At 73.1% G+C, this 19,230-nt stretch carries 21 protein-coding genes and 1 pseudogene; 14 read left to right on the forward strand and 8 right to left on the reverse strand.

Going from position 1 to position 19,230, the window contains the following annotated elements; all coding sequences use genetic code 11:
- Positions 1-111: 111 nt before the first annotated feature.
- The 3 genes and pseudogenes from ABZ951_RS25120 to ABZ951_RS25130 form a co-directional block, all read right to left on the reverse strand.
- The gene (locus ABZ951_RS25120) at positions 112-1,032 is read right to left on the reverse strand and encodes a dihydrodipicolinate synthase family protein (RefSeq protein WP_344085746.1); all 921 of its coding nucleotides are present in this window, start codon (positions 1,030-1,032) and stop codon (positions 112-114) included.
- Between the two features lie 139 nt (positions 1,033-1,171).
- Positions 1,172-1,315: pseudogene (locus ABZ951_RS25125) on the reverse strand (endonuclease V); the annotation flags it as partial.
- 6 nt (positions 1,316-1,321) lie between these two features.
- Positions 1,322-2,032, reverse strand: coding sequence for an endonuclease V (locus ABZ951_RS25130; RefSeq protein ID WP_344085744.1), 711 nt, complete (start codon positions 2,030-2,032; stop codon positions 1,322-1,324).
- A 40-nt stretch (positions 2,033-2,072) separates the two neighbouring features.
- On the opposite strand from ABZ951_RS25130, the gene ABZ951_RS25135 reads away from it, so the two are divergent.
- Entirely contained in the window at positions 2,073-2,372 is a 300-nt protein-coding gene (locus ABZ951_RS25135) for a YciI family protein (RefSeq protein ID WP_344085741.1), read from the forward strand.
- A gap of 507 nt (positions 2,373-2,879) precedes the next feature.
- On the opposite strand, the gene ABZ951_RS25140 is transcribed toward ABZ951_RS25135, so the two are convergent.
- Positions 2,880-3,989 carry an oxidoreductase gene (locus tag ABZ951_RS25140; protein WP_344098168.1) on the reverse strand — a complete coding sequence of 370 codons (1,110 nt, stop codon included), beginning with the start codon at positions 3,987-3,989 and terminating at the stop codon, positions 2,880-2,882.
- 142 nt (positions 3,990-4,131) lie between these two features.
- Between ABZ951_RS25140 and ABZ951_RS25145 the strand changes: the two genes are divergently transcribed.
- Both ABZ951_RS25145 and ABZ951_RS25150 read left to right on the forward strand, forming a co-directional pair.
- On the forward strand, positions 4,132-5,304 hold the full coding sequence (locus ABZ951_RS25145) for a histidine kinase (RefSeq protein ID WP_344098167.1): 1,173 nt from the start codon (positions 4,132-4,134) through the stop codon (positions 5,302-5,304).
- A gap of 189 nt (positions 5,305-5,493) precedes the next feature.
- Positions 5,494-5,907 (forward strand): SsgA family sporulation/cell division regulator, encoded by a 414-nt coding sequence (locus tag ABZ951_RS25150; RefSeq protein ID WP_344098166.1) that lies wholly within the window; start codon positions 5,494-5,496, stop codon positions 5,905-5,907.
- A gap of 7 nt (positions 5,908-5,914) precedes the next feature.
- Here ABZ951_RS25150 and ABZ951_RS25155 read toward each other — a convergent pair whose 3' ends face one another.
- Together ABZ951_RS25155 and ABZ951_RS25160 are read right to left on the reverse strand one after the other, a co-directional pair.
- Positions 5,915-6,406 carry an inorganic diphosphatase gene (locus ABZ951_RS25155; protein ID WP_344098165.1) on the reverse strand — a complete coding sequence of 164 codons (492 nt, stop codon included), beginning with the start codon at positions 6,404-6,406 and terminating at the stop codon, positions 5,915-5,917.
- A 70-nt stretch (positions 6,407-6,476) separates the two neighbouring features.
- Positions 6,477-7,436: a DMT family transporter gene (locus tag ABZ951_RS25160; protein WP_361280741.1), complete on the reverse strand. Its 960-nt coding sequence runs from the start codon at positions 7,434-7,436 to the stop codon at positions 6,477-6,479.
- Positions 7,437-7,796: 360 nt separating this feature from the next.
- On the opposite strand from ABZ951_RS25160, the gene ABZ951_RS25165 reads away from it, so the two are divergent.
- From ABZ951_RS25165 to ABZ951_RS25215, 11 genes are all read left to right on the forward strand, one after another.
- On the forward strand, positions 7,797-8,687 hold the full coding sequence (locus ABZ951_RS25165) for a diiron oxygenase (RefSeq protein WP_344094893.1): 891 nt from the start codon (positions 7,797-7,799) through the stop codon (positions 8,685-8,687).
- A gap of 20 nt (positions 8,688-8,707) precedes the next feature.
- On the forward strand, positions 8,708-9,550 hold the full coding sequence (locus ABZ951_RS25170) for a hypothetical protein (RefSeq protein ID WP_344094895.1): 843 nt from the start codon (positions 8,708-8,710) through the stop codon (positions 9,548-9,550).
- Position 9,551: 1 nt separating this feature from the next.
- The gene (locus ABZ951_RS25175; RefSeq protein WP_344094897.1) at positions 9,552-9,935 is read left to right on the forward strand and encodes a 4'-phosphopantetheinyl transferase superfamily protein; all 384 of its coding nucleotides are present in this window, start codon (positions 9,552-9,554) and stop codon (positions 9,933-9,935) included.
- Positions 9,936-10,032: 97 nt separating this feature from the next.
- Positions 10,033-10,272 carry an acyl carrier protein gene (locus ABZ951_RS25180; RefSeq protein WP_344094899.1) on the forward strand — a complete coding sequence of 80 codons (240 nt, stop codon included), beginning with the start codon at positions 10,033-10,035 and terminating at the stop codon, positions 10,270-10,272.
- 42 nt (positions 10,273-10,314) lie between these two features.
- Positions 10,315-11,142, forward strand: a complete 828-nt coding sequence (locus tag ABZ951_RS25185; protein ID WP_344094901.1) for an SAM-dependent methyltransferase — start codon at positions 10,315-10,317, stop codon at positions 11,140-11,142.
- 36 nt (positions 11,143-11,178) lie between these two features.
- A complete protein-coding gene (locus ABZ951_RS25190) occupies positions 11,179-12,174 on the forward strand; it encodes a ketoacyl-ACP synthase III family protein (RefSeq protein WP_344094903.1) in 996 nt (331 codons plus the stop codon).
- A 5-nt stretch (positions 12,175-12,179) separates the two neighbouring features.
- On the forward strand, positions 12,180-13,553 hold the full coding sequence (locus ABZ951_RS25195; RefSeq protein ID WP_344094905.1) for an ATP-grasp domain-containing protein: 1,374 nt from the start codon (positions 12,180-12,182) through the stop codon (positions 13,551-13,553).
- Positions 13,550-14,824, forward strand: a complete 1,275-nt coding sequence (locus tag ABZ951_RS25200) for a type III PLP-dependent enzyme (RefSeq protein WP_344094907.1) — start codon at positions 13,550-13,552, stop codon at positions 14,822-14,824. Before ABZ951_RS25195 ends, ABZ951_RS25200 begins: the two co-directional genes overlap by 4 nt.
- Before the next feature lie 55 nt (positions 14,825-14,879).
- Positions 14,880-15,158: an acyl carrier protein gene (locus tag ABZ951_RS25205; protein ID WP_344094909.1), complete on the forward strand. Its 279-nt coding sequence runs from the start codon at positions 14,880-14,882 to the stop codon at positions 15,156-15,158.
- Positions 15,159-15,169: 11 nt separating this feature from the next.
- Entirely contained in the window at positions 15,170-15,976 is an 807-nt protein-coding gene (locus ABZ951_RS25210) for a hypothetical protein (RefSeq protein WP_344094911.1), read from the forward strand.
- Positions 15,977-15,978: 2 nt separating this feature from the next.
- Complete coding sequence (locus tag ABZ951_RS25215) at positions 15,979-16,416, forward strand: 4'-phosphopantetheinyl transferase superfamily protein (RefSeq protein WP_344094913.1); 438 nt, start codon at positions 15,979-15,981, stop codon at positions 16,414-16,416.
- Positions 16,417-16,447: 31 nt separating this feature from the next.
- Here the strand turns inward: ABZ951_RS25215 and ABZ951_RS25220 are convergent, their stop codons facing one another.
- Both ABZ951_RS25220 and asnB read right to left on the reverse strand, forming a co-directional pair.
- On the reverse strand, positions 16,448-17,077 hold the full coding sequence (locus ABZ951_RS25220) for a pyridoxamine 5'-phosphate oxidase family protein (RefSeq protein WP_344094915.1): 630 nt from the start codon (positions 17,075-17,077) through the stop codon (positions 16,448-16,450).
- Positions 17,078-17,209: 132 nt separating this feature from the next.
- Positions 17,210-19,060, reverse strand: a complete 1,851-nt coding sequence (gene asnB, locus ABZ951_RS25225) for an asparagine synthase (glutamine-hydrolyzing) (protein WP_344094917.1) — start codon at positions 19,058-19,060, stop codon at positions 17,210-17,212.
- Between the last annotated feature and the right edge of the window lie 170 nt (positions 19,061-19,230).

The raw sequence follows: 19,230 nt of genomic DNA on the forward strand, positions 1-19,230 counted from the left end.
CGAAGAGCCGGGTGCCCGCCGCTCCCCCGTGCCGAGGACGGAAACACCCGCTCCGTCCGGCGATTGAGGACACCGCCGCGCAGCGGTGGTGCACCCCCGCACAACCGCAACTCACCGCAGCAAGCCGCCCTCCGCCAGGAGCCCCCGCACGGAGGCCACCGCCTCGTCCGGGAGCGGCACCTGAGGCGGGGCGGTGGCAGGGCAGTCGATGACGCCGAGCAAGCGCAGGGCGGCCTTGAAGCACCCGACGGGTGAGGCTCCCCCGCCCGCTTCGGTGAGGGCGAACAGCGCGGCCAGCCGGTCCTGTTCGGCGGCCGCCTCGGGCCAGCGACCGGCGCGGGCGTGCTCGTACAGCCGTACGTACCCGGCAGGGTCCACGTTGCCGAGCCCGGGGACGACGCCGTGGGCGCCCGCCAGGAGGGCCGCGTCGACCGTCAATTCGGAGCCGGTGAGCACGGAGAAGGTGTCACCGAGGCCGCGGGCGCGCAGGGCGACGAGCAGCCGGCGCAGGGCGCCGCCGTCGCCGCTGCTGTCCTTGAGCCCGGCGAGGGTGCCGTCCGCGGCCAGGGCCAGGAGGGTCGCGGCGTCGAGCTTGCTGTGCACGGCCGAGGGGATGTCGTAAGCGATCAGCGGCAGCCCGGCGTCGTCCCGCAGGCGGCGGAAGTGCGCGGCGGTCTCGGCGGGGCGGGGGCGCGTGTAGAAGGGCGCGGTGGCAACGAGGCCGTCCACGCCCAGCGAGCGCGCCGCGCGGGCGTGGTCGAGCACCCGGGCGGTGGTCATGTCGATGACCCCGGCCAGCACCGGGACCCGCCCGGCGACGGCGTCGACGGTGGCCCGGACGGCGGTGCGGCGCTGGTCGTCGCTCAGGAAGGCGGCCTCCCCGCTGGTGCCGAGGGCGAAGACGGCGTGCGCGCCGGCTGTGAGGAGGTGGTCGACGAGCGAGGCGAGAGCACGGGTGTCGACGTCGCCGGCGGCGGTCAGCGGAGTGCACAGCGGAGGGACGACACCGGACAAGGGGGTGGGCAGGGGCATGGCGGGGCCGGCCTTCCGGTCCGGGGACTCAGAGTCCCGCTTCGGCGCCGAATCTGACGGAGTGCCCGGGTGGTGTCAAGGGCGCCTTCCGCCGCGCCCTCCGGGGATGCCCGGGCGGCGGTCAGCCGGACGTCGCCCGCAGGGTGCGGCCACAAGCGTGGCCGGGACTCGCCCAGTGGCCGACGGAGACGAAGACGGGCTTGACGCCGTCCTGCGTGCACAAGGCGTGCTCCGCCCTGTCCTCACCGTCCAGGAGCGGAGGTACCGCCCCGGCGGGGCCCGGCGGCCGTCAGCCGGACGTCGCCCGCAGCGCCTCCCGGCACAGCGCGTCCGCGGCGCGGGTGCTCTGCGGGAGCCGGAAGTCCCGGGCCAGGCGGAGGGTATGGCCCAGGGCGTGGTCGAGGCTCACCCGGTGGCCGACCGAGACGAAGACGGGCTTGACGCCGTCCTGAGTGCGCAGAGCGCGCCCCACCTCCTCGTCGCCGTCCAAGAGCGGGGAGGTGTCGCCGCGGCGGGGGCCGGGCGGCGCGTACCGGAAGGTGAAGGGGTTCTTGGCGACGCCGATGGTCGGCAGGCCCGTCAGGACGCCGAGGTGGGCGGCGAGGCCGAAGCGGCGCGGGTGCGCGAGCCCGTAGCCGTCGCAGACGACCAGGCCGGGGGTGACGCCCAGGCGGTCGAGGGCGGCGAGCACGGTGGGGATCTCACGGAAGGCCAGCAGGCCGGGCACGTAAGGGAAGGCGACGCGGCCGACCGCCGTGGCCTGCTCCACCACGTCGAGGGTGGTGGCGTCGAGCGCGACGGCGGCGGCCGCGACGGCGTCCCGCTCGTCGTCGTAGGCGACGTCCACTCCGACGACGATCAGCGGCTCCCCGGGCACGGGCCCCGGCTCGTCGAGGACCACCCGGCCGCGCAGCTCGTCCTGGACTGCGGTGGCCTCCGCTTGAGTGGTGGGCCAGCCGGGTGGCAGGGCGTCGGGTGCGCCGGTCGTCACAGTGCTCATAATGCCTCCCACGCTACGTCAGCCGCGTAGCCTGTGGATCATGTTCGTACTGGAGCTGACCTACATCGCGCCCATCGAGCGCATCGACGCCGCGCTCGCCGAGCACGTCGCCTGGCTGGACGCGCACTACGCGTCCGGCGTCTTCATCGCCTCCGGCCGCAAGGTGCCGCGCGACGGCGGGATCATCCTGGCCGTCGGCGACGACCGCGGGAAGATCACGGAGATCACGGAGAGCGACCCGTTCTCGGTGGCGGGGGTGTGCGAGTACACGATCACGGAGTTCGTGGCGACGAAGACGGCACCGCCGCTGGAGCCGTACCGTCAGGAGTTGCCCTCCTGACGGTTGGGGCCCTGAGTGGCCCGCCGGACACGGCCGCGCCGGTCGCGGTGCGCCGCCTCGGCGGCGGGCCGGGGGCGGCCTGACGTCGGTTGCCGGCGCGGGTCGGCCGCCCGGCTCGGGCCATGGTCGCCACGCCCGTTCCGGCAGTCGCGGGGCGCGAGTACGGGCACGGTCGACCCCGACAGGGTGACCCCGGCCCCGGGTGCGCCACCGGGCACACCCGCGCCGGTCGCGGCACGCCGCGGCGCCTCGGCGGCGGGCCGGGGCGCGCCACCCGGGATACGCCGGTCGCCGCACAGCCCCGCGGCAGCCCAGCCGCACGCGGCCCCACCTCGCCACCGGCCCCGGAGCCGACCGCCCAGCTACAAGCCACGGCACGCCCACCCCAACAACCGCAAGGCACAAGCACAGGCACGGCCCCCCGGCTACGACCGCCGCCCGCGCCGCCCCCGGCCGGGGCCGTCTCACCCCGTAGGTCAGCCGCCGGAAGCGGCCCGGCCCCCGTCCTCAGTGCGGTGTGCCCATGAGGCGGGCTGCGCGCCCCTTCTCGCCCGCGGCCCAGCAGCCGCCGTCCGGGGCGCAGGCCGTCGTGTCGTACGAACCGGTGTCGAAGCCCCGCCAGGTGCGGCCGCCGTCCGTGGTGATGTCGCTGCCCGTGGGGCCGACGGCCACAGCCGTGGTGCGGCTGTGCGGGAGCCAGGTGACGCCGGAGCGGTAGGCGGGCGGCGGGCTGCCCGCCGCGGTCCACGTGGTGCCGCCGTCGGCCGACCGGGCCGCGGCCCGCTCCGACGGCTGTCCGGGCCGGTAGTCGCCGCCGACGGCCAGCCCGTGCGTCCGGTCGCGGAAGGCGAGCGCGAAGACGCCGCGCGCGGGGTCGCCGGCCGGTACGGGCGTGCCGGTGACGGTCCAGGTGCGGCCGCGGTCGGCGGAGTGCAGGACGCGCGAGGTCGCCGCGCCGCCGGTGGCGATCCAGGCGTCGCGGCGGCCCGAACTCACCAGGCACTGGCCGCTCGCGGCGAACGCCGCCTCCCCCGGCAGGGCCGCCGGCATGCCGTCCGGGGGCAGCACCCGCCAGCTGCGGCCGCCGTCGCCGGTGGCGAGGACGCGGTACCTGCCGTCGACGGGGTCGCCCAGCGCGATGCCGTGGCGGGTGTCGAAGAACGTCATGCAGTCGTAGAAGGCCCTCGGATCGGGGTTGCGGAAGGTCTCCGTCCAGGTCCTGCCGCCGTCGTCGGTGCGCAGCACCCGGGACGCGTCGCCGTCACCGATGGCCAGGACGACCGCGCGCCGGGCGTCGAACGCCTCCACGTCCCGGAACTCCAGCGCGCCCGCGCCGGGCGGTGAGACGTTCCGCCAGCTGCGGCCCGCGTCACGGGTGAGCAGCACGGTGCCCTTGGTGCCCGCGACCCAGGCCGTGGACCGGCTGACAGCCGCGAGCCCCCGGAACCGGGCGTCGGTGCCGCTGTCCCGCGCCTCCCAGGCGGGCCGCGGGCCCGGCGCCGCCTGGGAGGGCGCCGTACCGGCCACGGCCAGGGCGGCCCCGCAGAGCCCCGTGAGCAACCCCCGCAGGCCGCGTAACCCCCGCAGCGCCCGCCTCGTCTTCCCCACACGTGTCATGGCCGGGCAAGCTAGCGGACGGGGAGCGGCCCGTCCATGGGCGAGGTCCGGGCCCCGCCGGGTCCAAGTCATCCTTTCGGCCGGTGAAAGGTGGCTTTACGGGTGATCCACGGGCCCGGGGTGTCCTCCTAGCGTGAAACGCATGACCGCGACCCCCGTGCCTGCCGGCGCCCTGCACCACTCGCCCCACGCTTCCCGCGTCGCCTTCTTCAGGCGGCGGGGCCGGCTGGTGGCCGCGCTCTGTGCCCTGTGGCCGGCCGAGGGGTGGCTGCTGAGCGGCGGCGGCCACCACGCCCACCTCGTGGTGTGGATCGCGGGGCTGCTGGTCGCCGCGTGCGTCGCGCCGTGGGCGGACCTCACCGGGCGGGCGGTCGCGGCCGTGGGCGTCTCATGGTCGGCCACGGGCTACCTGCTCGCGGCCGGGGAGCACCTGCCCGTATGGGGGTTGACCGAGAGCACGGCCCTGCTCTTCCTGCTGGCGCTGGTCGCGTGGCGGACGCCGGCGCGTGCCGCCGTGCCGCTGGGCATCGCACTGTCCGCCGGGGCGCTCGCGGCGCCCCTGCGGGACGCGGACGTGGCGAGCACCACCGTCGTCGCGTACGCCGTCGTGGTAGCCGCGGTCACCGCGTCCGGCCTGTGCCTGCGCCACCGGGACGCCGAGCGGGCCCGGGCCGTGGCCGCCGCCCGCGAGGCCGAGCGCCTGGAGCTGGCGGGCGAGCTGCACGACGTCGTCTCCCACCACGTGGCGGCGATGACCCTGCTGGCGAAGGCCACCGGTTCCGTCGCGCACGACGCGCGCGCCGCCGCCTCGCTGCGCACCATCGAGGCGGCCGGTGACGAGGCCATGACCTCGGCCCGGCGGCTGCTGCGGGTGCTGCACCAGGACCGGGCCCGCCGTGCGCCGCTGCCCGGGCTCGACCGGATCGCGGAACTGGTCGAGGACTTCGGGCGGCGCGGCCCGGGCGCGCCGCGGGCCACGCTGCGCGTCGATCCCCGCCTCGACGCCGGGCTGGCGCCCGAACTGGCCGCGTCCGCGCACCGCATCGTCGCCGAGGCGCTGGCCAATGTGGCCAGGCACAGCCCACGGGCGTCGGCCGTGCGGGTGTCCCTGCGGGGCGCGGGGCCCCGGCTGCTGGTGTCCGTGCGCGACGACGGCCGCGCCGGGCCGCACCCGGCGCGCGGCCCGGCGGACGGCGGTGGCCTGGGGCTGGTCGGTCTCACCGAGCGGGCGGACGCGATCGGCGGCTCGCTGACGGCGGGTCCGGTGCCGGGCGGCGGGTGGGAGGTGCTGGCGGTACTGCCGGTTCGGTGTTAGAGCTATGGCCGATCTCGGGGCATTGCTTGGAGTTCATAGGCGTAGAAAACAAATGTCCTATTCATCGAAGGATAGTGACGCAGGTCACCCTTTGTTCGTGTGCACTGAGGTAAACGATCCACCGTCTCTCCTGATGAAGAGAGGCAAGGACCCCGCACCACCCCACTTTCGAACGCAAGGGAGCACGCGTTGTCCACTGTCATCGACCAGGCTGTCCAGGCACGGCTGATCGCGTCGGCCCCGCTGGACCGTCCGGTTCCCGCGCAGCTCCGCTACGAGCGCTCCGACCCCTTCGCCGTGCACATCGCGTTCCCGCCCGCGGCCTCGCTCGACGGCGCGGATGTCGAGTGGGCCTTCGGCCGTGAGCTGCTGGCGTGCGGGCTGATCTCCCCGGCGGGTGGCGGGGACGTCCACATCTGGCCGTGCGGCCCCGATCGCACGGTGCTGGAGTTCCACGCGCGGGAGGGGGTGGCCATGGTGCAGATCGACACGTCCGAACTGCGCCGGTTCCTGGCGCGCTCGTACGCCCTGGTGCCCCTGGGGTGCGAGGTCGGTCACCTCGATGTGGACGGTGATCTGGCGGCCCTGCTGCGGGAGGCGTGAGCCCCCGTCAGGTGCTGCCGTCCGAGGCCCGTTCGCGGGAGACGGCGATCTCGGTCTCGGCGGCGGTCCGGTCGGTCCAGCGCGCGCCGTCGGCGACGGATTTGCCGGGTTCGAGTTCCTTGTAGACCTCGAAGAAGTGCTGGATCTCCAGGCGGTCGTACTCGGGAAGGTGCCGGAGGTCCCGCAGGTGCTCATGCCGGGGATCGGTGGACGGTACGCACAACACCTTGTCGTCCTCCCCCTGTTCGTCGCACATCCGGTACATCCCGATCGCCCGGCAGCGGATGACCACGCCGGGGAAGGTCGGTTCACCGGCGAGGACGAGCGCGTCCAGCGGCGCCCCGTCCGCGCCGAGGGTGCCTTCGATGTAGCCGTAGTCCGCGGGGTAGCGGGTGGAGGTGAACAGCAGCCGGTCCAGCCGGATGCGTCCCCGCTCGTGGTCCATCTCGTATTTGTTGCGGCTGCCTTGCGGAATCTCCACGACGACGTCGAAGTCCACGGGCGCTCCCGGGTAGGTGTCGGCCGGCCGGTCACCATGGTGCTGCGCGGGGACCGGGAGTGCCAGTGCCTCAACCGGACTTGGGGCCTGGGCGGGCCGGCACGAAGCGGTGGCCGCAGCGGCGGACGTGCGGGCGGGCCGCGGGCAGCCGGGGAGCGGCCGGGGTGCCGGCGGCGGGGCCCGCCGGCCCGGCCGCGGGGCGCCGGCCGTGGTCCGCGCCCCGGACCGTCAGCGTGATCACCCCGCTCGCGGCGACCGCGCCGGCCAGGACGGCCAGCAGCCCGCCGGCCAGGCCGTGGCGGAAGCCTTCGCCGAGGGCCACGACCCCCACCGCGGCGGCCACCACGGGGTTGACGATCGTCACGGTGGCCAGCGGCGCCGCGAGGCCCGCGCCCCGGTAGGAGGACTGCGACAGCAGCATCCCCGCCGACGCGAGCACGGCGATCGTGACCAGGGTCGGCGCGAGGACGGTGCTCCCGCGCGAGGTCCAGTCCTCGGCGGCGGCCTTGGTGAAGACCGACGCCATGCCGAAGGCGGCACCGGCCGCGGCGGCCAGCACCACGCCGCGGATCACCGGGCGGCGCATCCAGTGGGCGGCGACCGCGAGGACGGCCACGGCGCCCGTCACCGTCATCGCGAGCACGGGCCGCTGCGCGGGGTCGAGGGACTCGGCGCGCGGCGGTCCGGTCAGCGTCAGCAGTCCCGCGAGTCCCCCGGTCGCCAGCAGGGCACCGCGCCACCCGGCCCGCCCGACGGGCCGGCGGACGAAGAACGCCGCCAGGGGCAGCGCGAAGACGATCGTCAGCGCGCCCAGCGGCTGCACCAGGCTCAGCGGCCCGAAGGCCAGCGCCACGACGTGCAGGCCGGCGCCCACCCCCGTGAGCGCGACGGCCCCCCACCAGCTCGCCCGGCGCAGCGGCTCGTAGCGCCCCGGGCTGGTGGCCGCGACGCGCTCCTGCACGATGGCGGCGGCCGCGTAGCAGACGGCGGACACCAGGCACAGCAGCACCGACACCACGAGCTGACTCACGTCGGCTCCCGCCGGTCCGTCTCCATGGCCTTCATACCCTCCACGATGCCTCGCCCGGGTGCCCCCGTCGTCGTCCCTGGGGACGGCCCGCCGGGTACTACAGATGCAGTACGGGACCGGCACGGGATACGCCGTACGGCAGTGGGGTATAGCGGGCGGAACATAGCCGGGGGCAGGGGTCCGCCCTCGCCAATTCCCGGATCGGGGCAGGTCAGGCGGGTGGGCGACCGAAGGACTGGCCGCTTCCGGCCTGGCCGCTGCCGGGCATTGCCGCCTTTCGCGGACCCGGCCTAGTTTTCTGGGACGCGTCCATGGGTCGAGCACAGGAACGGGCGGCGGACGAGCGGAAGGGCTGCACGCATGGTGAGTGCGCTGATCGACACCAACGAACGTTTTCTCGGGATACTCAGCCGGCTGTCGGAGAAATCGGTCGACGACTACTACAACCCGTACCGCGTCTTCTCGTGGCCGGAGACGCTCCCGGAGTCGATGTGGTGGATGAGCCCCGAGCTCACCACCACCCACGGGTCACCGGCCGCGGAGCGGATGGACCGGAAGCAGCTTCAGGCGCTGTCGAAGTACGAGAGCATCAACTTCTACAGCCTCAATGTGCACGGAATCCGGGAACTCCTCATCGAGGTGACCAAGCGGATCCACACCGCGGGTTTCGAGACGCCGTCGGAGTTCTTCCACCATTTCATCGGTGAGGAGAACGAACACATGTGGTTCTTCGCCGAGTTCTGCCTGCGGTACGGCGGAAAGCTCTACCGGCAGATGCCCGGAGCGACCGTGAGCGTGCCGGTCGGCCGGGCCGAGAGCCTGCTGGTGTTCGCCCGCATCCTGATCTTCGAGGAACTGGTCGACCACTTCAATTCCCGGATGGCTGCGGACGAGCGGCTGCACGAAACGATCCGGTACCTCAACCGCATCCACCACCAGGACGAGTCGCGGCACATCGCCTTCGGGCGGGAGCTGGTGGACATCCTCTTCACGGAGGTGCGGCGGACCGCGTCGGAGGAGGAGCTGCGGCAGATCGAAGCGTACGTCAAGCGGTACATGATCTACAGCTTCGAGTCGCTCTTCAACCCGAAGGTGTACCGCGACGCGGGCGTCGAGGACCCCCAGGGCCTGCGGAGGGAACTGCTGGCGGCCCCCGGCCGGCCCGCGTTCGAGCAGCAGGTCTTCCGCAAGACCCTCCGGTACCTGGAGAAGACCGGGATCATCCGGGACCAGGAGCTGTCTCCACGGTGACCACGGGAAAGGACAGTTCGATGCCCGCACAGCAGCACACCGGCACCTCCGGCGCGGTGGCCATCCTCGGCCCGGACCAGACGGAACTCCTCAGGGAACTCGACGCCGTGTTCACCGGGTGGGGACGGGCCGCGGGCGCACGGGAGATCATGCCGCCCCCGGTGTTCCCGGTCACGGACCTGGCGAAGTTCGACGTCTACCGCAATTTCCCGCACCTGAACTTCGTCGCCGGGGAGCTGAATCCGCAGGAGGTGTCCGGCGGGCCCTCCGACGGGCGTTTCCCGGCCCCGGCGCTGACCGGGGCCCGGTTCGGGCTGCCGCACGCCACCTGCTACGGAGCCTTCCTGTTCCACGAGAACCAGCGGCTGGCGGGCGACACCCTGGTGACGCTCGTGAATCGCTGTTTCCGTAACGAGACCCACTACGAAGGGCTGCGGCGGCTCCTGAGTTTCCAGATGCGGGAAGTCGTCGCCCTCGGTTCGTACGAGCACACCCAGCATCTTCTGGAACAGTTCACCGGCCGGATCCAGAAGTTCTCCGAGGCCCTCGGGCTCGGGCTGGAGAAGAACGCGGCGACGGACCCGTTCTTCGAGAACGACGGTGCACGGGCCCTGCTGCAAAAGCTCAGCCCCGTCAAGTTCGAGTTCCAGCACGGAGATCTGGCCATCGCTTCCGTGAACACCCACCGCAATTTCTTCGGCGAGCGGTGCGACATCACCCTCCCTGACGGCGGCGGCCACGCGTTCACCAGTTGTGTCGCCTTCGGCCTGGAACGCTGGCTGGCCGTGCTCGACGAGGTCTACTCCGGTGATGCCCGCCGCGCCCTCGACGCCGTCCGGGCCGCCGCCCCGCTGGTTTCCTGACGTGCTGCCCGGACAGGTCGGCATCGACCTCGTGCCCTTCAGCCGGGTGCGGGCGATGCTCGCGGGGAGCGAGGAACTCCTCACCACCCGGATGCTCACCCCACGGGAACACGAGCTCTGCTATCCGGGGCGGACGCCGGACGTGCCCGGTATCGCGGGCCGGCTGGCGGCCAAGGAAGCCGTCTTCAAACTCTTCCGGGCCGACCGCGGGACCCTCCCCTGGCAGGGCATCGAAATTCTGCGGGGCTCCGGCGGGTGGCCGGAGGTCCACCTGGCCGGCCGGGCCGCCCACCTCGCGCGGGACGCGCGGATCGAGCACATCGACGTCAGCATCGCGCACGACGAACCGTGCGCCATCGCGATCGCCTACGTCGCCCGGACGTGACCCGGGCGGTGCCCGCCGGACGCCTTCCGCGTCCGCTCAAACTCCCTTCCCCCTTTCCCGCCGTGCGGGAAACCTTCACGACTGCTCAGGAGGAGCCATGCCTTCGACCGCCATCAGGGAAGTCCGCGAGTGGATTCTCTCCCGGCACGAGGACCGGGACGCGGTGTCCGACGACGAGAACCTCATCGAGAGCCGGCTCGTGGATTCGCTCTCGTTCGTCGAGCTCGTCTACACCATCGAGGCGGCGGCGGGCGTCGAGATCGACTTCGACGCCATCGACATCAAGGACTTCCAGACGCTGTCGGCGATCGAGAAGGCCTTCTTCGCCGCGGCGTGAGAACCGGTTCGCAGCCACACGAGATCGAGAGGGGTACGCAGGGTGGAAGCTGTCTCGTACACGGCACAGTGGACGGCCGCCGCGCGCGCGGTGGAGTCCGAGCGGGAGTCGGGGGCCCTCTTCGAGGACCGCCTCGCCCGGGAGCTCGCCGCCCCACGGGGGTTCGAGCTGCTCGACAAGTACGGCGGGGGCGGCCTGCTGCCCTTCATCGCCATCCGGACCCGGTTCTACGACGACGCCATCGCGGCGGCGCTGGCGGAGACCGGGGCCCGCCAGGTGGTGTTCGTCGCCGCGGGCATGGACACCCGGGCGTTCCGCCTCGACTGGCCGCGGGACACGGTCGTGTTCGACGTGGACCACGGGGGGCTCATCGAGGAGAAGCGCGCCCGCCTGGCCCGCCTGGGCGCCACCCCGCGGGTGGAGCGCCGGGAGGTCTCCGCCGACCTGGCCGGCCCCTGGCTCCCCGAGCTGGCCCGGGCCGGTCATGACGCGGACCGGCCCACCCTGTGGGTGGCGGAGGGACTGTTCTTCTTCCTGACCGAGACCCAGGCGGCCACGCTGCTGCGGACGCTGCGGCAGGTCTCCGCGCCGGGCAGCGGCCTCGTCACCGACATGGTCAGCGAGCAGCTGCTGCGCAACCCGTTCAACCGGACCTTCCTGACGGCGCTGGGCGAGGACGGCACCCCCTGGCTGTTCGGCACCGACGAACCGGAGGAATTCCTGGACGCCCACGGCTGGAAGACCCGCGTCCTGAAGGAACCCGGCGAGCCCGGCGCGGGGGAAGGCCGCTGGCCGTACGTGGTGCAGCCCCGCTCCCGCCGCGGCGTCTCCCGCAGCTGGCTGATCCGCGCGGAGACGGCCGGTGACTGACCCGTCCCCGCTCGGCGGGCCCGGCAGGAGGCACCCATGACCCCCGTGCCCGCGCGCTCCACGGCCCCCGGGCAGCAGCGCCCCGGCCTAAGGCCCGTCACGCTGGAGCGGATCGAATCCGCCGTCCCGGACCGCACCGTGCGGATCGAGGACCTGGCGGAGCGCCTCGGTCTGCGGCGGGCCGAGGTCGGGGTGTTCCGGAAGATCTACGGGCTGGACGAGCTCCGCTACGATCCGGACGGCACACTGTTCGACCTGGTGCTTCCTCCCGCCCGCCGGGCCCTGGCGGCCCTTCCGGAGGGCGGGCGGATCCGCTACGTCCTCTACGCGCACACCATTCACACCCTCGCCCCGCCCTCCGTGGACCCCGCCCGCGTCATCCGCGACGAGCTGGGGCTCCACGGTGCCGAGGCGTTCGCGGTCGGCCAGCAAGCCTGCGTGAGCAGCATGGGCGCCATCGACATCGCGGGCGAGCTGCTCCGGGCGGAGGCGGAGGACGGTTACGCGCTGGTGGTGGCCGGGGAGCGGGCGTTCTCCCCCACGGTCCAGCTGATCCCGAACACCGCGATCATGGCCGAGGCGGGCGGTGCCTGCCTGGTCGGGCTCGGCGGCCGGGGGGACGCGGTCCGCTCCTACGTCACCCGCACGCTGGGCGAGTACGCGGCCGGGCTGCTGCTCACCAAGGAGGAGACGCGGGCGTACGGGCTGGTTTACGCCGACGCGCTGGCCGGTGTCATGCGGCAGGCCGTCGCGGAGGCGGGCCTGGAGTTCCCGGACATCGAGCTGGTGATCCCGCACAACGTCAACCTCATCTCCTGGCGGAACGTGATCAAGGAGATGGGGCTGGAGGCGGACCGGGTGTTCCTGGAGAACGTGCCGCGCTACAGCCACTGTTACGCGTCGGACGTGTTCGTGAACTACACGACGCTCCGGGACAGCGGCCGCCTCGTGGACGGCAGGCCCTACCTGCTGGTCTCCGTCGGTCTGGGCGCCACGCTCGGCGCCATGGTGATCACTCACCGGGGGCGGTGAGCGGCGTGCGGGACATCGCGCGCACAGCCGCGTACACCGCGGGTCTCAAGGAGGCCCTCACCGGCCGGCACGACGCCCGGTTCGTGTGGCTGTGCAATTTCGAGGCGGAGGCCGCGTGGGCGCGCGGGCGCACGGGGCTCCCGCTGCCCCGCGCGTCCGCCGCGGGCGCCCTGGCCCACCGGATGGAGCAGCTGGGCGCCCTGCTCGCCGAGCCCGGTGACGTCCTGCTGCTCGGCGAGGACCTCGATCCGGACTTCCGGCGGTACGCCGAGCGGGCCGGGCTGGGGCTGCCCGACGTGCTCGTCGCGGACGGGGGGTACCAGGGCACTCCGGAGGCCGTGCTCGCTTCGCCCCGGCTCCTGGGCGAGCTGCGGCAGCTCGCCGGGCAGGGCGCCTACCTGATGCCGATGGGCAACTCCGCGGTGGAGCAGCGGATCGCCGAGGTGACCGGGCTGCGGCTCGCGGTCGCCGGCGCGGACGTCTGCGAACGGGTCAACAGCAAGATCTACAGCCGGCGGATCTGCGCGGCCCTGGGCCTGCGGACCGTCCCCGGGCACATCTGCGGGAGCGTGGCCGAGCTGCGCGAGGCGGTGGGCCGCTATGACCCGGGCGCCCGGCCCCTGATCGTTAAGGACGCGTACGGCGTCTCCGGCAAAGGGCTGCTCGTCCTCGACAGCGCGGCCCGGGCCGACCGGCTGCTGCGCATGGTCGACAGCCGTGCCCGGCGGACCGGCAGTGACGCGCTGGAGCTCGTCGTCGAACATCTGTTGCCGAAGTCGGCCGACCTGGCGTACCAGTTCGTCGTCGACCGGGCGGGCCGGGTCCACCTGGACTTCGTCAAGGAGGCCCTGATCTCCGGCGGGGTGCCGAACGGCAATCTCACGCCCGCAGCTCTGACGGATGATCAGCACGAGGAGCTGGTCGCGGCCGCGCACCTCCTGGGCGGACGGCTGCACGAGGACGGCTTCTTCGGCGTGGTGGGCGTGGACGCGCTCCTGGGTGCCGACGGTTCGCTCTACCCCGTGCTGGAAATCAACGCCCGTCTGAGCATGGGCAGTTACCAGGGGCGTGTGATCGAGCGGTTCCTGCCTCCCGGCGGGGTCGCCCTCGCCAAGCACTACCCGCTGACCCTGACCCGGCGCGTGCCGTTCGCCGGGGTGGAGGCGGCCCTGGCCGCGGCGGGCGGCGCCCCCGGGCCCGGTGGCGGCGCCGTGATCACCTGCTTCGGCACCCTGGGCGCCGGGGCCCGCGCGGCGGCGCCGTCGCGCGGGCGGCTCTACACGCTCCTGTTCGCCGCGGACCGGGCCTCGCTCACCGCGCTGGACGGCCGAATCGCCAGAGAACTCGGCCGGGTTCCCGGCATCGAGGAGACAGCATGAGCACCACCGAACTCCACATCCAGGGGCTGCCGGTATCCGGTCTCGCCGGCCGCTTCGGCACGCCGCTGTTCGTCTACGACGCGGAACAGCTCCGCACCACCTACCAGGGCCTGAGGGAACGGCTGCACCCGGCCGTGGACATCTTCTTCTCGCTCAAGGCCAATCCCAATGTCAGCGTCTGTTCCTACCTGCGCTCGCTGGGCGCGGGCGCGGAGGTCTCCTCCGCGGTCGAGCTGATCACCGCTCAGCGGGCGGGGGTCTCCCCCGCGGACACGATCTTCCTCGGCCCGGGCAAGACCCGCGAGGAACTCCGGGCCTGTCTGGCCGCCGGGCTGCACGCCGTCGTCTGCGAATCGCTGGAGGAACTGCGGACGCTCGACGGGCTGGCCGCGGAGGCCGGCCGGACCGGCGTGCCCGTCCTGCTGCGGATCAACCCCGACTTCGCCGGCAAGGGCACCGGGCTCACCATGGGCGGCAAACCGCGGCAGTTCGGGATCGACGCGGCGGTGCTGCGCCGCTCGCGCGCCGAGGTGGCCGGGCTGCGCCACCTCCGGGTGCGGGGATTCCACGCCTATATGGGCACGCGGTTCCTGGACGCGGGGCAGCTGGTCGAGAACACCCGGCGGATCCTGGAGACGGCCGAGGAACTGTCCGCGGCCCTGGGAGTGCCGCCGGTCACGGTGGACATCGGCGGCGGATTCGGCGTCGCCTACTTCGACAACGAGAAGGACGTCGACCTCGACGAGCTGACCCGGGGCCTCAATGAGGTGATCGCGCCCTTCGCGGAGGCGCACCCCGGCTGCCGTCTGATCACCGAGCTGGGCCGCTACCTCACCGCGACCGGTGGCCTCTACGTGACGCGGGCCCTGTACGTGAAGGAGTCGATGGGAGAGACGTTCGTGGTGGCCGACGGCGGCACCCACCACATCATGCCGGCGGTCGGTATCGGCGGCTTCGTCAAACGCAATTTCCCCATCCGGTCGCTGGGCCGCTACACCTGCGAGCCGACCGGCGTCTATACCGTCACCGGCCCGCTGTGCACCCCGAGCGATGTCATCGCCAAACGCGTGGCCCTGCCGCCCGTCGAGCCCGGTGACCTCATCGGCGTCGAGCGCACGGGCGCCTACGGGCCGTCGGCCTCCCCCGGGCACTTCCTCAGCCACGGCTTCCCCGCTGAAGTCCTCGTGCACCGGGGCACCGCCCACCTCGTACGGGAGCGGGACACCCCGGAAGACCTGCTGGCCAGGCAACGGCTCGTCTCCTTCCCCTAGTTCTCCCGATCCCCCTCTCCACTCTCCACATACCCGTCACGACAGGAGCAGCTCCATGGATCGTCAGAAACTGCTGTCCGCCATCGAAACGGCGCTCGCCGAGGTGCTGGAACGGGACGTGCCACCGATCACCGAGGACACCCGGTTCTTCGAGGACCTCTTCCTGGACTCCACCTCCGTCCTGGAACTGCTGGTGTCCCTGGAGGATCACATCGGCATCGATATCGACCCGGAAGAACTCGACATGGACGACTTCACGTCGGTGGGGTCGCTCGCGAGCCGCCTGGAGGGCCGGCCGGCGGCGAGCGCCCCGGCCGGCGCCACCGAAGCGTGAAGGAGCAGACCATGACCGCCCTCCAGGCCGCCGCCTGCGTGGTGTCACCGCCCCCCAACCCCTACAGCGGCGACCCCTTCGTCCTCTCCTTCCACCACGACCTCGCCGGGCCCTTCGGCGCGGCCGTCGACGAATCGCTGCTGCGGGGCGGGACGAACGTCAGCCACCGCGACCTGGTCGACCACCTGGCCGCCGCGGACGGCATCAAGGACTGCCGCCCGGATCTGATCGTGCTGGCCCACGCCCTGCCGGACCTGCACCCCTTCACCGCGGTCGCCCCGCACCTTGATCTGCTGCTGGGCTCCGGGGCGACCGCGGTGGGCATCTCCCAGCAGGGCCTGGCCGCTCCCTTCACCGCGCTGCGCGTCGTCGCCGCCTACCAGAGAAGCGGCCGCAGCACCCGGGCCGTCGTGGCGGTGCTGGAACAGGCGACGCTGCCCGTGCACTTCGCGCTCGCGCACGACACGCCCCTGACCGACTCCGGCGTCCTGCTGCTCCTCGGCACCGGCGACGGGCCCGCGCTGGGCGGGGTCGAGAGCCTGCCGCCGGGCGTGCCGCCGGGTGCTCGCGTGGCGGAACTGACCGCGGCGGACCCCGGGGGCACCCTCGTCGTCACCGGCCCCTGGGTGCCGGAGGGGACCGCCGGCACGGGCCCGCACGTCCACCGCACCGCCCGCGGCACGTACTGCACGAGCGTGTGGCTGGCCCTGGCCCGGCACTGGCGCGCCTGGCGGGAGGAGTACTCCGCCGTCGTCCTGTGCGACACCGACCCGCTGACCGGCACCAGCCACCTCGCCGTGCTCCGGGCCGGGCGCTGACCGTGTGGCTGGGGATCGACGTTCTCCACGCCGACGAGCTCGCCCGCCTGCTGGACCGCCCGTGGTTTCGCGCGTACACCTACGCGCCGGAGGAGCTGGCCGTCGCCGGCACGTTCGGCACACCGCGTGCCCGGGAGTTCCTCACCGGCCGCTTCGCGGCAAAGGAAGCCTCGCTCAAGGCTCTCGGCACCGGGGTGGGGGCGGGGGTGACGCCTCGTCAGGTGGCGGTGCTGCGCGCTGCCGGAGGAGCGCCGTACGTGCGGCTGAGCGGGGCGGCCGCACGGCGGGCCCGGGACCTCGGCATGGGCGCGATCACGGTGTCCATCACCCACAAGCAGGGGCTCGTCATCGCGGCCGCGGTCGCGGTGCCGGCCGACGCCTCCCGCCCCGGTGCCCCCACGGCGGCCGGCGTCGCCGCCGGGATCGCCGGACTGATCTGAGTGAGCTGAGTGATCCTAGGGGGCCGGCGGGTCAGCCCCCGGCGGGGGGTTCGTCCCGGCCGGCGAGGCGGGCCCGCAGGGCCGCGTTCTCCTCTTCCAGCCGGGCGATGTGGTCGCGGACCGCCGCCAGCTCCCGCTCGGTGTACCGCGGGGTGATGTGCTGGGGGCAGTTCCAGTTGAGGCCCTCGACCCTGATGACGACCAGCCGCTCCACGCGGCCGTCGGTGCCGTTCGCGGTCAGCCGCGCGGCCAGCGCGGGCTCCTGTTCCGGGTCGCGCACCGACGCGTGCCCGTAGAGCTTGAGCCGGGCCCGGCGCGCGTAGTCCATGAAGAACAGGGCCACCCGGTCGTTGCCGCGCAGATTGCCGGCGGAGATGTACTGGCGGTTGCCGCGCACGTCGGCGTAGGCCACGGTGTGGCGGTCCAGCACGTGGAGGAAGCCCGGAGGCCCCCCGCGGTACTGCATGTACGGCCAGCCGGTTTCGCTCACGCTGGCCATGTAGAAGCCGTCACGCCCGGAGATGAACTCCCTCTCGTCGGGCCCCAGCGGGTCCGGGGCGTCGCCGTCGCGGAGCTGGCGCTGCCCCGCGAGGGCGCTGCCGTTCTCCTCCTGAAGCCTGCGCACCGTCTCGGTGTAGGCGATGCGGGCGAAACGGGTCATGGGGTCGTCCTTCGGCTCCGGGGTCCTGGTGGCGGGCGCTCACCGGGACCGGTGGGTGCGGGTGGTGACGGCGCCGGCCGCCCCGGGCCGGGAGCGGCTCTCCCGGCCCGGGGCGGCCCCGGCGCGGTGCCGTCACATGTCCAGCGTGACGTCGTACGCGCTCAGCCAGGAGTTCAGGCCGAGGGCCAGCTCGATGCCCGTCCGGCTCTGCTGCGGGCTGGTGTCCCCGACCTCGCGGCCCAGGAGGCGGCGGGTCGCGGGCCCGTCGAGGAGCGGCAGCACCGGGGAGGCCGGGTCGGCCAGCACGTCGGCCAGGCCCTTGCGCAGGGCCCGGTCGTACTCGGGGTCCTGGGTGGTGGGGTAGGGGCTCTTGGACCGCTCCACGATGGAGGCGGGCAGCAGGTCGGCCGTGGCGGCGCGCAGCAGGCTCTTCTCGCGGCCGTCGAAGGTCTTCATCTCCCACGGCACGTTGAAGACGTAGTCGACCAGCCTGTGGTCGCAGAAGGGGACCCGCACTTCAAGGCCCACCGCCATGCTCATCCGGTCCTTGCGGTCGAGCAGGGCCTGGACGAAGCGGGTGAGGTTGACGTAGCTGAGCTGCCGCATCCGGCGGTCGGTGGCGCTCTCGCCGGCCAGTGTGGGGGACTCCCCCATCGCCTGCGCGAAGCTGCCCCGCAGGAAGTCGGGCATGTTGAGCTTCTGCAGCAGGCCCTGGTCGAAGAGCGTCTTGTCGTCGAAGAAGGCCCGGGTCGCGGAGGCGAGCCAGGGGAAGACGTCGCCCTCCACCGCCTCGGGGTCGAAGAACCAGCGATAGCCGCCGAATACCTCGTCGGCCGACTCTCCGGAGAGGGCGACCGTGGAGCGCTCGCGCACGGCCTGGAAGAGCCGGTAGAGGGACGGCCACATGTCACCCCAGTAGGCGGGCGGCAGGTCCACTGCGCGCAGCACGGCGGCCCGCAGGGCGGGGTCGGCCATTTCCGCGCTCTCCAGGACGATCTCGCTGTGGTCCGCGCCGACATGTGCGGCGAGGTCACGGACGAAGGGCGCGTCGGCGGTGCCGCGGAGGTGGTCGACCACGAACTCCTTGCCGTGCGTGGCGAAGTCGACGGAGAAGGACCGCACCGGGCCGGCCCCCTGGGCGGCCAGGCCCTTGGCGGCCAGTGCGGTGATGGCCGAGGAGTCCAGTCCGCCCGACAGCAGGGAGCACAGCGGCACGTCGGAGATGAGCTGCCGTTCGACGATGTCCTCCAGCAGGCCCCGTACCGTGCTGATGGTGGTGTCGAGGTCGTCGGTGTGCTCACGGGCCTCCAGGGCCCAGTAGCAGCGCTTGGTCAGGCCGCCGCGGCGCACGCGCACCACGTGGCCGGGCCGCACCTCGTACATGCCGGAGAAGACGGCCTGCTCGGGCGTCTTGACCATCTCCAGGACCTCGCGCAGTCCGTCGGCGTCGAGGCGGCGGGGGACGTCGGGGTGGGCCAGGATGGCCTTCGGTTCGGAGCCGAACAGCACGCCGTGCGGCAGCGGGAAGTAGTAGAGGGGCTTCACGCCCATCCGGTCGCGTATCAGGAACAGCTCCTGGCTGCGGACGTCCCACAGGGCGAAGGCGAACATGCCGTTGAGGCGGTCGACGACGGACTCGCCCCACTCCAGGTAGCCCCGGAGCAGGACCTCGGTGTCGCTGCGGGTGCGGAAGCGGTGGCCGCGGGAGGCCAACTCCGCGCGTAACTCGCGGAAGTTGTAGATCTCACCGCTGTAGGTGAGACAGGCCAGTTCGCGGCCGTCCTCCTCGGCGACCATGGGCTGGCGACCGCCCTCCAGGTCGATGACGGAGAGCCGGCGGTGGCCGAGGGCGGCGTGCTCGTCCGTCCACGTGCCCTCGTCGTCCGGCCCCCGGCAGGACATGGTCGCGGTCATGGCGGCCAGTGTCCTGGGGTCGTCGCGGAGGTCGCGCTCGAAATCCACCCAGCCGGCGATTCCACACATGGTGACTCCTTGTCGCATGAGGTGCGTGTCAGAGGGAGTTGAGAGGCGGGGCCCGGAGAGACGGCCGGCGGGGCGGACGGCCCCGCGGGGAGAAGGCGACGCGGCCACGGCCCCAAGTAACCCGATGCGCATCGATTATTGCGATCGCCATCGTAGCAACGTTCCATGCT

Origin of the sequence: Streptomyces sp. NPDC046215, assembly GCF_040646215.1 — a bacterium.
Classification (GTDB): Bacteria; Actinomycetota; Actinomycetes; order Streptomycetales; family Streptomycetaceae; genus Streptomyces; species Streptomyces stramineus.

Excerpts from the sequence above, each read along its gene's own strand:
- ABZ951_RS25120 (WP_344085746.1), bottom strand. The coding sequence starts at position 1,032 with ATGCCCCTGCCCACCCCCTTGTCCGGTGTCGTCCCTCCGCTGTGCACT.
- ABZ951_RS25145 (WP_344098167.1), top strand. The coding sequence starts at position 4,132 with ATGACCGCGACCCCCGTGCCTGCCGGCGCCCTGCACCACTCGCCCCAC.
- ABZ951_RS25140 (WP_344098168.1), bottom strand. The coding sequence starts at position 3,989 with ATGACACGTGTGGGGAAGACGAGGCGGGCGCTGCGGGGGTTACGCGGC.
- ABZ951_RS25130 (WP_344085744.1), bottom strand. The coding sequence starts at position 2,032 with ATGAGCACTGTGACGACCGGCGCACCCGACGCCCTGCCACCCGGCTGG.
- ABZ951_RS25205 (WP_344094909.1), top strand. The coding sequence starts at position 14,880 with ATGGATCGTCAGAAACTGCTGTCCGCCATCGAAACGGCGCTCGCCGAG.
- ABZ951_RS25220 (WP_344094915.1), bottom strand. The coding sequence starts at position 17,077 with ATGACCCGTTTCGCCCGCATCGCCTACACCGAGACGGTGCGCAGGCTT.
- ABZ951_RS25200 (WP_344094907.1), top strand. The coding sequence starts at position 13,550 with ATGAGCACCACCGAACTCCACATCCAGGGGCTGCCGGTATCCGGTCTC.
- ABZ951_RS25180 (WP_344094899.1), top strand. The coding sequence starts at position 10,033 with ATGCCTTCGACCGCCATCAGGGAAGTCCGCGAGTGGATTCTCTCCCGG.
- asnB (WP_344094917.1), bottom strand. The coding sequence starts at position 19,060 with ATGTGTGGAATCGCCGGCTGGGTGGATTTCGAGCGCGACCTCCGCGAC.
- ABZ951_RS25165 (WP_344094893.1), top strand. The coding sequence starts at position 7,797 with ATGGTGAGTGCGCTGATCGACACCAACGAACGTTTTCTCGGGATACTC.
- ABZ951_RS25210 (WP_344094911.1), top strand. The coding sequence starts at position 15,170 with ATGACCGCCCTCCAGGCCGCCGCCTGCGTGGTGTCACCGCCCCCCAAC.
- ABZ951_RS25135 (WP_344085741.1), top strand. The coding sequence starts at position 2,073 with ATGTTCGTACTGGAGCTGACCTACATCGCGCCCATCGAGCGCATCGAC.
- ABZ951_RS25190 (WP_344094903.1), top strand. The coding sequence starts at position 11,179 with ATGACCCCCGTGCCCGCGCGCTCCACGGCCCCCGGGCAGCAGCGCCCC.
- ABZ951_RS25170 (WP_344094895.1), top strand. The coding sequence starts at position 8,708 with ATGCCCGCACAGCAGCACACCGGCACCTCCGGCGCGGTGGCCATCCTC.